The sequence below is a fragment of the Maritimibacter sp. 55A14 genome, from assembly GCF_003122205.1.
Classification (GTDB): Bacteria; Pseudomonadota; Alphaproteobacteria; order Rhodobacterales; family Rhodobacteraceae; genus QEYE01.
On sequence record NZ_QEYE01000007.1, the window covers coordinates 63771 to 77858 of the forward strand.

Below are 14088 nucleotides of genomic sequence, written 5' to 3' on the forward strand. Positions count from 1 at the left end.
CCATGCGGGAGCGGCGGCAATCGGGACGCGACCATTTCTGGCTGGCGGCGCTCCTGGTGCTGGCGGCGGCGCTGCGGCTGCCGGGCCTGAACGCGCCGCTCTGGTTCGACGAGATCGTGACAATCCAGACGCATCTCACCCTGCCCTGGGCGGAGATGATGCAGGACTACTCGATGAACCACCATTACCTTTTCAGCCTGCAATCCAAGGCGGCGGCGGCGCTGTTCGGGATGGAGATCTGGGCGATCCGCCTGCCGGCCTTCCTTTTCGGCGTGGCCACCGTGGGCGCGATCTGGTGGCTGGCGCGACAGGTCGCGGGGCCGGTCACGGCGCATCTGGCGGGCTTCCTGACGGCGATCTCCTATCACCAGGTCTGGTTTTCGCAGAACGCGCGCGGCTACACCGAACTGGCGTTCTGGAGCACGCTGGGCATGATCCTCTTCCTGCGCGGGATGGAGACGCCGCGGCGCGCGGTCTGGATCGGCTATGGCGTGACGCTGGCGGCGGCGGTCTGCACCCATCTGACCGGGGCCTTCTTCTTCGCCGCGCAGGGGCTCGTCTGGCTGGGTGCGGTGATCTGGCTGGCGGCCCGCGGAAGGCTCGGGCGCGGGCAGGTGGGGCTGCCGCTTCTGGGCTACGTGCTGGGCGCGGCGCTGACGCTGGCCTTCTATGCCCCGGTGCTGCCCGGCGTGCTGGAGACGGTGCAGACCGTTTCGGGCACATCCGCCGTCGACGTGATGCAGGAATATCAGAACCCGCTCTGGACTGTGGTGGAGGGGGTGCGCACCGCGCTCGGCGGGACCGGGCGGCTTGCGCCCTTCCTCGCCGCGGCGGCGGCTTTGACGGCGCTGGTCGGGATCGCGGCGACACAAGCCCGCGCGCCGCTCTTCGCGCCGGTCGTGGTGGTGCATATCGCGCTGACGATCGGGCTGCTGACGGCGGTCGGTATGCGGGTCTGGCCGCGTTTCTTCTTCGCCGATATCGGTTTCCTGACGATCTTGGCCTTCTGCGGCGCCTCGGTCATCGCCGGGGCCCTGGCGCGCGGCGTGGGGCGGCCGCAGGCGGGCGGCGGCCTTTTCGCGGTGCTGGTGGTGGGTATGATCGGCGTCTCCGCGCTGCTGCTGCCGCGCAACTACACGATGCCCAAGCAGGACCTCGCCGGGGCCTACAGCTTCGTCGAGGCAACGCGGCGCGAGGGTGAGCGGGTGATCTCGGTGGGATATTCGGGACCGATCTTCACCGGCTTTTTCGGCGCCGACTGGGGCAATGTGAACGCGCCGGAGGAATACGCGCAGGCGATGGCCGCGCCGGGCCCGGTCGCGGTCGTGGTGCCGTTTCCCGAACGCTCCTTCCGGGCGATCCCGGCGCTGGACGAGGAGCTGGGCGAGAGCCTGCGGATCGAGCGCATCCTGCGCGGCACGCTGGGGGACGGGAACATCATCGTCCTCAGGCGCGACTGACATGGCAGATATCGTCATCGGTTCCGGCCCCGCGGGCGTGTCGGTGGCGCAGGCTTTGCTGGCGCGCGGGCGCGAGGTGGTGATGCTCGACGGCGGCAAGGTGCTGGAGGACGCGGCCCGCGCCCGGCGCGACGCGATTGCCGCCACCGCTCCCGAGGACTGGACCGACGCGGCGCGCGACGCCTGGCAGGCGCCGCAATTCGACACGCCCGACGGGCAGGTGCGCCGCTACGGCTCGGATTTCGCGATGGAGCCCGGCGTGACCACGCTGAGCGACCCGGACGGCTTCGCGCTGCGCGCCTCGCGCGCAGTCGGGGGGCTGTCGAACCTCTGGGGGGCGGCGGTGCTGCCCTACCGCACGGCCGACCTGGCAGGCTGGCCGGTGACGGCCGAGGCGCTGGCCCCGCATTACCGCGCCGTGGCCGGGTTCATGCCGGTGGCCGGGCGTGCCGACGATCTGGAGGCGCTGCTGCCCGCCTTCCCGATGGAGGGCCGCCGCCCGCTGCCGCCCTCGCCGCAGGCGGAGGTGCTGCTGGCGCGGCTCGATGCCGCGCGCGCGGCGCTGGCGGGAATGGGCGTTCATGCCGGGGCCGGGCGGCAGGCGGTGGATGCGGAGTGCCGGCAATGCGGGCAATGCCTGCATGGCTGCCCTTGGGGCCATATCTGGTCGGCCGCCCGCACGGTGGCGGAGTTGCGCGCGCGGACCGGCTTCACGCACCGTCCCGGCCCGCCGGCGCAGGGCTTCGCGGAGACAGCGGAGGGCGTCGAAGTCACGCTCGAAGACGGCACGAGGCTGGCCGGCACGCGGCTTTTCATCGCCGCCGGCGTGCTGGAGACGGCGCGGCTTCTGCTGGCCTCCCACCCCGGCGGCGCGGGGCGGCTGCGGCTGAGGGAGAGCGGCTATTTCTTCCTGCCCGCGCTGCACCGCTGGCGCGCTAAGCGGCGTCCCGACGCGCCGCCCTTCACCACCCTGCCGCAGGCCTTCGTGGAGATCGACGACCCTTCGGTTTCGCCACATCTGGTCCATGCCCAGCTTTACACCTGGAACGCCTTCTACCCGCGCGACCTGGTGGCGAGCTACGGCGCGAAACTGCCCGGATCGGCGCCGCTCTGGCGGGCGCTGGCGCGGCGGTTGATCGTGGCGCAGGTCTTCCTGCATTCCGACCATTACGCGGCGGTCGACGTGACGCTGGCGCCCGACGGGCGGCTTGCCGCCACGGTCGCGGCCGATCCCGGCACCGCGCTTGTGGCGAATGCGGCGACCGCGCGGCTGGGCCGGGCGCTCGGCCACGCGGGGCTGAGCACGCTTGGATTCGCCCGCCGTCCCGGTGCGCCGGGGTCCAGTTTCCATGTCGGGGGCTCGGTCCCGATGGCAAGCGATCCCGCGCCGGGACAGGCCGACCGGCTGGGCCGCCCGCAGGGGCTGGGCCGCGTGCATCTGGTCGATGCCTCGGTGCTGCCGTCGATCCCGGCCACGACCATTACCTTCAGCGTGATGGCCAACGCGCATCGGATCGGGACCGAGGCGCCCTGAGCGCCGCTTCAGACCTGCCGCGTGCCGGTCTCGAATGCCCCGCCCTCCAGCGCGCGAGCGAGCGCCCGGTCGCCCTTGGCATCCGCCGCGCGGGCCAGCGTCGAGCCATAGGCCGCCAGCACCTTGTCCTCGCGCCATATCTCCTCGAAGGCGTGGCGGGCGGCGCGGCCCTGCATCTCGCGCGCGCCCTCGCCATGCTGCAGCGCGCGCATCGCGCCGGTCAGCTCGTCGCGTGTCTCGAAGAGCTTGCCGCCGCCCGCGCGTTCCACGATCTCGGGGAAGGGGCCGAGCCGCCGCGCGATCACCGGGGTGCCCAGGCGGAAGCTTTCGATCAGGATGATGCCGAAGGTCTCGTAGCAGACCGAGGGCACGATCAGCCCCAGCGCGCCGCGGTAATAGGCGTTGAGTTCGTCGAGCGATTTGCGCCCCAGGAAGCGGATGCGCGGATTGCCCGTCGCCTGCTGTTTGAGCGTCGTCGCATAATCGCCGTCGCCCAGGATCAGCAGGTCGGCATCCGGGTAGTCGTCGAAGGCGGGGAAGACGTCCTGCAGCCCCTTGATCTTTTCCAGCCGCCCGACGAAGAGGAAATAGGGCCGCGGATGCGGGGCCGGGTCGGGCAGGGCGGTCTGGTCCAGATCGGGCAGGAAATAGGGCAGCACCGTCATCTCCTGCCGCAGTCCGAACTCGCGGTGCTTGGCGCGGCTGAATTCGCTCTTGGCCACGATCAGGTCCACCTCGTCGAGCTGCCGGTCGAGATAGCCGGTATAGCGCCAGAGCTGCGGCGGGCGTTTATGGGCCAGCACGCAGCGCAGGCATTCGCGGCGGTCGCACAACTCGCGCCCGTGCCGCCAGAGCACATGGGTCGGGCAGACGAGCCAGTGCTCATGCGCCTCGTAGAGCTTCAGCCCCTCCCCGACCGACAGGATCCCCGGCCCGCCGACCAGCGAAATGTTGTTGTGCCAGACGATGTCGTATCGCCCCTCCGCCACGATCTGGCGGATGCGCCGGGCATGGACGACGTTGCGGCCAAGCTGCTGGGTCAGCAGGTTCGCGACCATGCCATGTCGGCTGCGCAGCCCGATGGCGCGCACCCCGTCATCGGGTACCGCCGCCGACACGGGCGGCAGGCCGCCGAGCGACAGATAGGCATCCTCGTCATGGACCACGGTCACGTCATGGCCGCGCGCCGCCAGCGCCTGCGCCATGCGCTGCACACCCACCGCGTCGCCGCCGAAGGACCAGGGCGGATAGAAGGTGGTGAACATCAGGATGCGCAGCGATTTCATCGGTCTCCCCCGGCGCGGCCTCGCCATCGCTTCACCTGATACCAGCAAAGCGGCGCTCCGGTGACAGAAGCCCGCCGGAATTTGGCGCCGGTGTTGCGAAGTTGCTGCAACGCGGCCGCGCGGGCGCGCGCGGTCGGCGTAGGAGAGCTTCCGCCGCGCGCATGGCTAGCGTCTGACCGGGGTCCGGAACGATTCCAACGCCGCCGAGGGCCAGAACAGGATTGCGGCCATTAGTGCCAGCATTACGATGCTTTTCGCGGATGTGAGAAATATGAGGTCACCCTGGCTCAACGGCATCAATGCCTCGACCACCTGTTTCAGAATCAAGAAGTTCTGTAGCGGCGCGGCGAGGATTGCCAACGCCACCAGCGCGACGACGGTCCGCGGGAAACGATCATGCCGCGCAAGGAAATGCGCAAGTGGAATGAAAAATATCATCAGATAGTGCGACCAGACGACCGGCGAGAAGGCCAAGGCGGCCAGCACAGAAAGCAAGATAGCCATGCCGCGTTGCGCATGAGGCGCAGCTTCGATGCGCGACAGGCGCCACATGAGAGCCACGATCCAGCCCACGATCGCAAAACGCAGCAACAAGCTGACTAATTGAAGCCTTTCCGAAGGCAATGCTCCGACGTTGTATTCGGAAGGAGTAATAGCCATCGGTTCGATCCATGCGAACATGTGGCTGTTAAAATAGGGAATACCCAGAATAGCGCCCGCGCGTTCGCGCATCAGATTGAGAAAGTCCAGATTTACCTGCCAACCCGCTACAAGAACTGAAAAGCATATCGCCGTTAGCCCAATGGCAAGCGACCAGAACCGGAAAGGCCAGGGGGCGAACAAGAACAGGAGACACGCACCGGGGGCGAACACAGGTTTGATCAGAACGATCGCAGTGTATAGGAGCGCCGTAAGTCCGAAACGATCCCGCTCGAAGGCGATGAGTGCCAGAACGAACATCAAGAATACCGCAGGTGTTGTCTGGCCGCCGACCTGAAAAACGGTCCAGAACGGTTGAAACATCATTGCCGCGGCAAAGAAGAGAGCAAAGAACTCGGCCTTCTTGTACGGTGTTTCCCAGTGAGGCGGTCGATTTCGATAATAGAGCAGACCGAGGCCGCAGAACATGCAAACCGCACCCAGGGTCATGAAACTCAATGCGGCGGGGATCGGCTCCAAGATACCAAATGGAGCGAATAGATAGCTGCTAACGGGCGCGCTGAAAAACAGCATGTTGCCGAACGGGGGCTGCCCGTCGATGGATGCCATTGGATCGTAGAGAGTGTTCAACTCTCCATGCCACGCCTTGCGGCCGGCATCGTAGAAATTGGCGAAGTCGAGACCCAAGCCGCGATGGTCCAGGATGGCGTAAATCGTGGCGCCCAGGATCGCCATCATGCAAAGGCACCCGAATGCTCTGAGCAAGGCCGGAAATATCGCCACGGTCATTCACCTCCCCTGATGTCAGGCGGCATCGGAATTCCTCTGTTCGTTCTTGTATGCTAGATATGCCGCCAGAAGCAGTTCGTTGTCCGACTGTGTCGGAGTCCAGCCGAGATCGCGTTTCACCGCAGTCGTATCGAGCGAAACTTCGAGATTGGCGATCTCAAATTGCTCCGGGTCCATGGGTGCGATTTTCACGAGATTCATTGCTCTCAGAAGCCCCTTGGTCACTCCGGCTGGGGTTCGGATCAGTCGGGAGGACGATCCGGTCTCTGAAAGGAAGGCAGACAGCAGATCATACACCTCCGGCGTGTTGTCGTTTCCCAGATTGTAGGTCGCTGATGGACATCCCTTTTCTGCGGCTAGGAGTGCTGCGCGCGCGCAGTCGGTCACCGAGACGAATTGAAACCGGTTCGTCCCCGGTCCGATCAGCGGAATAGGCCGGCCGGCATCGACGGCGCGGAAAAGCAGCTCGAATATTCCCAGTCTACCGGCGCCAAGGATCAGCCGCGGACGGAAAATCGTGCAGGTCACGTCGCCGTCGCGGACAGCTTTCGAGATCAGGTTCTCGGCCGCAACCTTTGATCGGCCATAGGGGCCGAACGGGCGGAATGGATGGGTTTCCGTTCGTGGAACCTCCAATGAGGGGCCGTACACCATGTCGGTGCTCCAGAATATCAATTTCCGGTTGCCGTTCGCCTTCATCCATTTCAGAACCTCCGCAGTCCCATCTACCGCGCAGCGGCGGAAGAATTCGTCGCGACCAAATCGCGGGCGGTTGGGAGTTATGAGTCTGGTCGCGAGATGATGAACGACATCTTCTGGTCCCAGTTGGAGCGAGGAAAGCGTCCCAGGAACGGCAATATCAGCGTGAAGGGAAACGACCCGAGCCCGTTCCTTTACGGGGTAGGCTTCGAAGGATTCGGGCAGGTCGACCACCACAATCCTTGCACTTCCCTGCTCCTCCAGCAGCCGTCGCGTTTCCCGCCCCACAAATCCGTTGCCGCCAATCAATACGTGTTTCATCTCGACCCTTCTGCCGCATTAGCTCCGTGCGAGAACGATGGTGCCCACCACAATGATCACAATGCCAGCAATGCGTTGAAGGCCGACATCCTCACCCATCACGAAATAGCCCCAAGCTGCTACAATGGCATATGCCAAGCTTATAAAGGGGAAGGCAAAGCTTACATCAAAGCGGGATAGGGACATTAAGTGGGTGCCCATACTTATGGTCATAGTCAGAAGACCAAAAATAACAAACGGGTTGGTGGCAGCGGTTAGGAAAAGTGTAAGAGTTTTCGCTGATGAAAACTCCGCCTTACCGACCTGAGTCATGCCAGCTTTCATCAAGAGTTGGGAAACGGCGTTGAGTAAAACCGTTATGAGAATGAAGACAAAGTATTTCGACATCTATTACAACTCCACTCAGCGGCTTCAGGGGATTCGCATATCCCGCACGACGCTATGGTCCATCAGATATTGAATGGCTGGGATTTCGACGAAGAAGAGGACTCCCACGAGCCCGCAAAGAAAAACCACATAGGAAAGAAAACGAGGGTTCAGGTATAGCTTCTCGGGGTTCATCGCGACCGAAGCAGGTTGCAGGGCGATCTTTAAATACCACGCAAAGAGTAGCGCAAAAAAGGGAAACGAAATCAGGAACTCGATCTTGTATTTGATCAGAAATATGCCCATAAAAAACACGGACGTGAGTGCATAGAAAAAAGCTGAAAGAAGCAAACTTTCTTCGGTATACACACCAAATGACCGACGGTAACGGCCCGCCCGCTCGGGATCTGCGATCATACGGTACTCGGCGTAGCGCTTGATCGCCATCAGGTACGCTCCGCCCATCCAGTAGCATATTAGCAACGATGAGGGAGGCAGGATTATCGGCGTAGCCGCTGCCCAGCCCAGAATCAACCGAAGTGGATTGTTGACAGATTCAGACAGGACGTCGAGATACACTTTGTCCTTGGTTCGGATCGGCTCGACATTGTATATCAAACCCATGCCGAGCAAGGCGAGGCCGGCGTAGAAGAACATCGGATAGAGCGTTGTCGCCAGCGCCAGACCCAGACCAGCAAGCGCGAAGTACTGCAACATTACATAGGACAAACGAATCTTGCCCTGCGCAGTCGGTCGCGCCGACTTCGTCGGATGGTGCCGGTCGAACTTTCCGTCCAGGAACTCGTTGATAGTGTAGTTGGCGGATGCAATCAGACAGGTCGCGGCGATTCCAACCGCAAGCCCCAGCAGGCTGCCCGCACCGAGATCATCGTCAATGACAAATGCCAGTGCTGCGCCTGGCAGCATGAAGATGTTCTTGAGCCAGTGATCGGGGCGCGCGATGGCAGCGTAGTTGCGTGCGCTCGCCCGTAGATGTACCAAACTCTCCATTGTTTCGCAGCATCCCAACCCATCGTGCCCAGTACATAAATGGTTACTGCACAATCAAAGCCGCGTCTATAGTTTGGCACTTGCGCACAGCGATTCATGGTCAGCAGGAGTTAATGGCAAAGAATCCCGGTAACCTTAGAGGAGTTAGAAACAGTTGAGCGCAATTATATTACAGTGCTGGCATGCAAGCGGGAGGCGATATGAGGCATCGCAGTGAAATCGACGGGCTCCGGGCTGTCGCAGTCGTGCCTGTGATCCTATACCATGCCGGATTCGGAGCGTTCGGCGGAGGCTATGTCGGGGTGGACGTCTTCTTCGTGATCTCCGGCTATCTGATTACCGGTATCATCTTGGATGATCTACAGCGCGGCAGATTTTCAATTGCGAATTTTTATGAACGTCGGATGCGGCGCATTCTGCCTGCGCTTTTTCTCGTCATGTTTTTCTGCATAGCTGCGTTCTGGTTCATAATGCTTCCGGAACAGTTTTCGGATTTTTCGCAAAGCCTGGTCGCCACATCTGTTTTCGCTTCTAATGTCCTTTTCTGGCAAGAGAGCGGTTATTTTGCGGCCGCCAACGAATTCAAGCCACTCCTTCACACTTGGAGTCTCGCCGTTGAGGAGCAGTTCTATCTGTTTTTCCCCTTGATGTGTCTTTTGTTTTGGCGCCATCGGAGTCACACCCTCGTTTGGATCACTCTAGCGGTCATGTTCGCGAGCTTTGCGCTTTGCGAAATGGCTTGGCGAACTTATCCCCGTGCGAACTTCTATCTGGCTCCAACCCGAATTTGGGAACTTTTCGCGGGCTCGATTTGTGCGCATTTAATGATAGTGAATCGTTTTAAAGGCAACGCCGTGCTGTCTTTGATGGGGTTGGGAATGATCCTTGCTTCCGTCTTTTTGCTTGACAGTTCTGTGGGTTACCCGTCGAAATATGCACTTCTGCCTGTCGTCGGCACCGTGCTTGTTATCCTGTTCTCCGCGCCCGATGAGATGGCCGGGCGGTTACTCTCGATCCGTCCGCTGGTCTGGATCGGTCTTGTTAGTTACAGCGCCTATCTCTGGCACCAACCGATATTTGTTTTCGCTCGAATGGCGTCTCTGACCTGGCCGACGCCCGAGAAAATGTTTGTGCTGTCGGCTCTCACCTTCCTTCCCGCCTATGTGAGCTGGCGCTTCGTCGAACAGCCGTTCCGGCGTGCTGATCGGAGTATTTTCAATACGCGCCCGCGGGTCTTCGCGTTCTCGGCGGTAGGCATTTTAGGATTTGTAGTTCTCGGAACAGTGGGAGTCGTCGGGAATGGCCTGCCGTGGCGCATCGACTACGGCCGGGTCGCGGCGCTGCTCGCCTATCAGGAGTTCTCCTATCCCGAGCGCGACACGTGCTACCTAGTGAGGGAGGAGTTCCCAAGCGACACACAGATCGCGGATTGCGCGGCCGACGCTGATCGGCCGGCAGATGCAATATTCATTGGTGACAGCCATGCGGACGCATTGAACTACACGCTTGGGAGAGCCCTGTCTGCGCAGGGACTCAACATGGCATTCACGGGAACGGAAAGTTGCCCACCAGTCATTGGATTTGTCCGGCAAGCGCCATACTACGATTGTGATAAGAAGCTCCGCACGCTCCTCGTTCAGGTTCTGTCCAGCCCCGCGCAGTATGTCATCCTGCACGCGCGATGGTCCTATTATCTGGATGTTGAGCCCTTTGCCAACGGCGTTGGCGGTACCGATGGGGAGAATGGTGCGCTAACTCCGTTGACAGACATGAGGCGGCGAACGATTAGTGACGCCTATGCAGATTTTGCGGAAAAGCTGGCGGAAGAAGGCAAAACGGTAGTTCTGATCTATCCTATACCCGAAGCTGGTTGGGATGTGCCCATGCATCTGGCCAAAATGGTGCTAAGAGGCATGGATGATCGCCCTCGGCTTTCGATCCCATACGATGCCGTTCTTCAGCGCAACGCTTCAGTGATCGAGGTCTTCGATTCGATTCAACAGGAAAGGATAATCCGGGTGCGGTCGGGTCTGGTGTTCTGCGATCCTGGTGCGAACAGGTGTTTTCAAGAGAGCGAATCCAACATTCCCCTCTATCGCGATCCAGATCACCTAACACACGAAGGGGCGGAAATGCTTGCGGCGGAGGTCGTGAGGCAGATGTTCCCGCCGAACGAGGGCTAGCCCGGAAACGCAGGCGGTCCGCTCAAGCCAGAAATGCAGGGACAAGGCCCGGCGATTGCATGAATTCGGACCGTGGTCCGACATCAGGTGTGGTGCGTGAGCGTTCTCTGATCTGGAGCATGGTAGGCGCATGAATGGATTGAACCGGCAGGTGCAGGGCCGGCTCACTCAGCTGGAACCGAACGGACCCGCGGCGCGCTTCGAAATGCGGCGCAGGTCAGCGTGCAACGGCCGCGTCTCCTCCGCCAACGCGGCGTCGTGGTACGGCGTCGCGCACGGGGCGTTCTCGCGCATCTCCGATGGTGCGCGCGGCTCGGACCCCGGTGACGAAGACATGGCCGCCAAGCCGTGCGGAGGTTCGGCCCCCCCCTCCATCGCGGTCTCGATGATCTCTGGCAGGGACGACCGTATCCTGCACGGGCGCCGCCAAGAGCCGGGTCAGCTTTCAAGGGCAGGCATGCGATAGCGATCCTGCGAACCGGAAAACCATTCGTTGCGGTCAGGCTGTCTTAAAGAAGACCGTATATTGCCAATTGGCCTCATAATGGATATATAATGCCAAAAGGAGAGTCCAATGGCACTTCAACCGGTCATAACCCGCGCGCCGAATTTCATCCCCGACCGGATTACCGATGAGGAAGGGGGGGCGATGCTGCGCGCCGTCCTCAACCTGTTCCGAAAATGGGAGATCACGGACGACGAGGCCGCGGTTCTGCTCGATCTCCCGGTCCGCACCTACCGGCGCTGGAAAGCCGGTCAGCCGGGGCGGCTCGATCGGGACAAGAAAGCGAGGCTGTCCAACTTACTGGGCATCCACAAAGCGCTTCGTATCATCTTTGTCGAACCGGGCCGAGCCTATGCCTGGATCAAGGCGCGAAACGAGGCATTCGGCGGTTGCTCGGCACTTGAGGTCATGCTCGGCGGCGAACTGACCGATCTCATGCGCGTTCGCCGCTATGTCGATGCGGAGCGCGGGGCTTGGTAGCCGACACGACCGGAATTCCGGTCAACCCCGTTCACTGGGAGCGCGCCGTCAGGATCATCCGCAGCGTTTACCCGCCGATTGACCTTTTCGAGGACATTGCCGAACCGGAGGATTGGCCCCTGCTCATCTCGGCCGAGCAGAAGACCAACCCGAGGCTCATGGAAACGATCGGCAATATCGACCTGGTTCCTGCCGGGCGGCGGGTCGGCGGGCTGGGGGCAAGTTACCTGATGGCGCCGTTCACCCATACCTGCCCGGATCGGCCAAGCCGCTTTTCGGATGGCCGGCTGGGCGTTCTCTACATCGCGCGTGATTTCGAGACCGCCGTCCACGAGACCGCCCATCACCATGCGCGTTTCATGGCGGCCACGGACGAGGCGCCGGGCTGGGTATCGCAATTCCGCGAACTCCGGGTGGATGTCGATGCGGCCTTGCATGACCTCCGTGGCAACACCCCGGCCTTTGAAGGGGTGCTCGATCCCGCGAACTATGCACCGGCGCAACGACTGGCCGCGGCGCTGCGGGACGCGGGTTCGGACGGTGTCGTTTATCCAAGCGTGCGGGGGGAGGGGGATTGCGTCGGGCTCTTCTATCCCGACCTCGCGCACGACCCCATCCAGGGCCGTCACCTCGACTATCACTGGAACGGAACACGCGTCGATCTCATCCGGGATGCGACGACGGGGGATGTATTCCGTATCGTGGACTGAGAGGATCGGGACCCGGCAGACGCCTCGGAGCGGGTTTCAACCTTTCCGCCCTGCACATACTTCGCTCCGGCTGCCGAAAGTTTATGCAGATGCCGGAAATTTCGGCAATGCCTGCCGGGGCAGAGCTTGTTTCCCGCGAAAGCCGCTTGCCGAGATCCGTCGCGCGCGCCAATCGGTGGTCCATGGGCGCGAAACTTACAGTCGTCGTGGTCGAGGAAGATCGTGATCGGGCCATCGCGATCGTGGATGCGTTGAAGGACACTATCGACTGCGACGTGATCGTGATTGCGGATGCCAGCGGTCTGGCCCGAAAGATCGCGGCACATGCACCGGATATCGTGCTGATAGATATCGACAACCCCACACGGGACATGCTGGAGGAACTGACCCTGGCCTCCGGTCCGCTGGAAAGGCCGGTGGCCATGTTCGTCTCTGGCGCGGCGGGAGGACTGGCGCAGGCCGCGATCGAGGCGGGCGTGTCGGCCTATGTGGTGGACGGGCTGTCGCCCGAACGGATCAAGCCGGTGATGGACACGGCCATCGCGCGGTTCAGCATGGTGCGCCAGATGCGGACCGAACTGGCCGAGACCCGCCGCGCGCTGGAAGAACGCAAGGTCATCGACCGCGCCAAGGGGCTGTTGATGAAGGCAAAGGGCATCGACGAAGAAGCAGCCTACGCATTGCTGCGCAAGACGGCGATGGATCGAGGGCGCCGGGTGGCCGATGTCGCCGAAGCTCTGGTCACGGCGTCGGGGCTGCTGGGATGAAGACGGTCCGGCTTCCTGTCGCCTTCATGCCGCTGGTCGACGCGGCGCCGCTGATCATCGCGCAGGAGATGGGGTTTGCCGAAGCCGAGGGCATCTCGCTGGACCTGATCGCCGCGCCGTCCTGGTCTTCGGTGCGTGACATGCTGGCCTTCGGCCGCGTGGATGCGGCGCATCTGTTGTCGCCGGTTCCGGTTGCCATGGCGATGGGGCTTGGCGGGGTGTCCACGCCCATCTCGGCGGTGTCCGTCCTTTCGGTCAACGGTAATGTCATCGGCGTCGGCTGCGCGGTCGAGGACAGGCTGCGGGCGAGCGGCCATGCGTTCGATTTCTCCGATCCCGTCAGGGCGGCGGAGGCCCTGGCCGAGGTCCGGTCCGGCCCGCTGACCTTTGGTGTCCCGTTTCCGTTCTCCATGCATGTCGAGCTATTGCGCTACTGGTGCGCGGGAACGGCACTGGGGGCGGGCGGGATCGAGATTCGCACGGTGCCGCCGCCGCTGATGGCCGACGCGCTGGTCGCGGGCGATATCGATGCCTTCTGCGTGGGCGAACCCTGGGGCTCGGTCGCGGTGGATCAGGGGGCAGGCGCCCTGCTGTTGCCCGGCCGGGCGATCTGGGGCTTCGCGCCCGAAAAGGTGCTGGCGGTCCGCACCGACTGGGCCGAGACCGAGCCCGACCTGCTGGGCCGGCTGATGCGGGCGGTGTGGCAGGCCGGGCGCTGGCTGTCGAAGCCTGAAAGCCGCATCACCGCCGGGGAGATCCTGTCACGCAAAGCCTATCTGGACGTGGCCCCGGAACTGATCGACCGCGCCTTGTCCGGGCATCTGACGGTTTCCGGCCGGGGAGAGCAGCGCTGCGTCGAAACTTTTCTGGAGTTTCACCGGGGCGCTGCGACCTTTCCCTGGCGCAGCCAGGCGAAATGGATCGCCCGCCGGCTCGGCATGGCGCACGGGCTGGAAACGGCAGGGGCACTGGAGGAGGTGGCGCGCGTCTTCCGGGCTGATCTGCACCGTCGTCACCTGGCCGTGGCAGGCAGCGATCTGCCCGGCGCGTCGGAAAAGGTCGAAGGCGCGATTCGGCACGCCACGCCGGTCGCGTCGGCGCGCGGGGGGTTGAGTCTGCTGCCGGACGGGTTTTTCGATGGATGTATTTTTGATCCATCGGAGCATGTGTGACCGTTTTTTGGGCGCCTCGCCGCGCCACATGCGGTCAATCGGCCCGAAGACCTGTATTTCGGCTTGGCGGAATTGCTGCGCTGCGGCATCATCTGCGTATCGGCCTGCAACGGGGTGGGCCGATCCGAAATTCTCCCAATGACAG

12 protein-coding genes are annotated in these 14088 nt (G+C 62.7%); 7 read left to right on the top strand and 5 right to left on the bottom strand.

Going from position 1 to position 14088, the window contains the following annotated elements; genetic code table 11:
* Window positions 1–2: 2 nt before the first annotated feature.
* Window positions 3–1460: a glycosyltransferase family 39 protein gene (locus DDZ14_RS07560; RefSeq protein WP_109424352.1), complete on the top strand. Its 1458-nt coding sequence runs from the start codon at window positions 3–5 to the stop codon at window positions 1458–1460.
* Window position 1461: 1 nt separating this feature from the next.
* Window positions 1462–2994, top strand: a complete 1533-nt coding sequence (locus DDZ14_RS07565; RefSeq protein ID WP_109424353.1) for a GMC oxidoreductase — start codon at window positions 1462–1464, stop codon at window positions 2992–2994.
* Between the two features lie 8 nt (window positions 2995–3002).
* On the opposite strand, the gene DDZ14_RS07570 is transcribed toward DDZ14_RS07565, so the two are convergent.
* The 5 genes from DDZ14_RS07570 to DDZ14_RS07590 all read right to left on the bottom strand — a co-directional run bounded on the left by DDZ14_RS07570 (window position 3003) and on the right by DDZ14_RS07590 (window position 8126).
* Entirely contained in the window at window positions 3003–4280 is a 1278-nt protein-coding gene (locus tag DDZ14_RS07570) for a glycosyltransferase family 4 protein (protein ID WP_158275483.1), read from the bottom strand.
* 165 nt (window positions 4281–4445) lie between these two features.
* Complete coding sequence (locus DDZ14_RS07575; RefSeq protein WP_109424355.1) at window positions 4446–5729, bottom strand: glycosyltransferase family 87 protein; 1284 nt, start codon at window positions 5727–5729, stop codon at window positions 4446–4448.
* Between the two features lie 15 nt (window positions 5730–5744).
* Window positions 5745–6749, bottom strand: a complete 1005-nt coding sequence (locus DDZ14_RS07580) for an NAD(P)-dependent oxidoreductase (protein ID WP_109424356.1) — start codon at window positions 6747–6749, stop codon at window positions 5745–5747.
* Window positions 6750–6767: 18 nt separating this feature from the next.
* Complete coding sequence (locus DDZ14_RS07585; protein WP_109424357.1) at window positions 6768–7136, bottom strand: EamA family transporter; 369 nt, start codon at window positions 7134–7136, stop codon at window positions 6768–6770.
* Window positions 7137–7160: 24 nt separating this feature from the next.
* Window positions 7161–8126: a UbiA family prenyltransferase gene (locus DDZ14_RS07590; RefSeq protein WP_109424358.1), complete on the bottom strand. Its 966-nt coding sequence runs from the start codon at window positions 8124–8126 to the stop codon at window positions 7161–7163.
* A gap of 200 nt (window positions 8127–8326) precedes the next feature.
* On the opposite strand from DDZ14_RS07590, the gene DDZ14_RS07595 reads away from it, so the two are divergent.
* The 5 genes from DDZ14_RS07595 to DDZ14_RS07620 all read left to right on the top strand — a co-directional run bounded on the left by DDZ14_RS07595 (window position 8327) and on the right by DDZ14_RS07620 (window position 13943).
* Window positions 8327–10309, top strand: coding sequence for an acyltransferase family protein (locus DDZ14_RS07595; RefSeq protein WP_158275484.1), 1983 nt, complete (start codon window positions 8327–8329; stop codon window positions 10307–10309).
* A 574-nt stretch (window positions 10310–10883) separates the two neighbouring features.
* Complete coding sequence (locus DDZ14_RS07605) at window positions 10884–11294, top strand: MbcA/ParS/Xre antitoxin family protein (RefSeq protein WP_109424361.1); 411 nt, start codon at window positions 10884–10886, stop codon at window positions 11292–11294.
* Window positions 11288–12004 carry an RES family NAD+ phosphorylase gene (locus DDZ14_RS07610; protein WP_109424362.1) on the top strand — a complete coding sequence of 239 codons (717 nt, stop codon included), beginning with the start codon at window positions 11288–11290 and terminating at the stop codon, window positions 12002–12004. Before DDZ14_RS07605 ends, DDZ14_RS07610 begins: the two co-directional genes overlap by 7 nt.
* Before the next feature lie 182 nt (window positions 12005–12186).
* Window positions 12187–12771 carry an ANTAR domain-containing response regulator gene (locus tag DDZ14_RS07615; protein WP_109424363.1) on the top strand — a complete coding sequence of 195 codons (585 nt, stop codon included), beginning with the start codon at window positions 12187–12189 and terminating at the stop codon, window positions 12769–12771.
* Window positions 12768–13943 (top strand): ABC transporter substrate-binding protein, encoded by a 1176-nt coding sequence (locus tag DDZ14_RS07620; RefSeq protein ID WP_109424364.1) that lies wholly within the window; start codon window positions 12768–12770, stop codon window positions 13941–13943. The genes DDZ14_RS07615 and DDZ14_RS07620 overlap by 4 nt, the downstream gene beginning before the upstream one ends.
* Window positions 13944–14088: the final 145 nt, after the last annotated feature.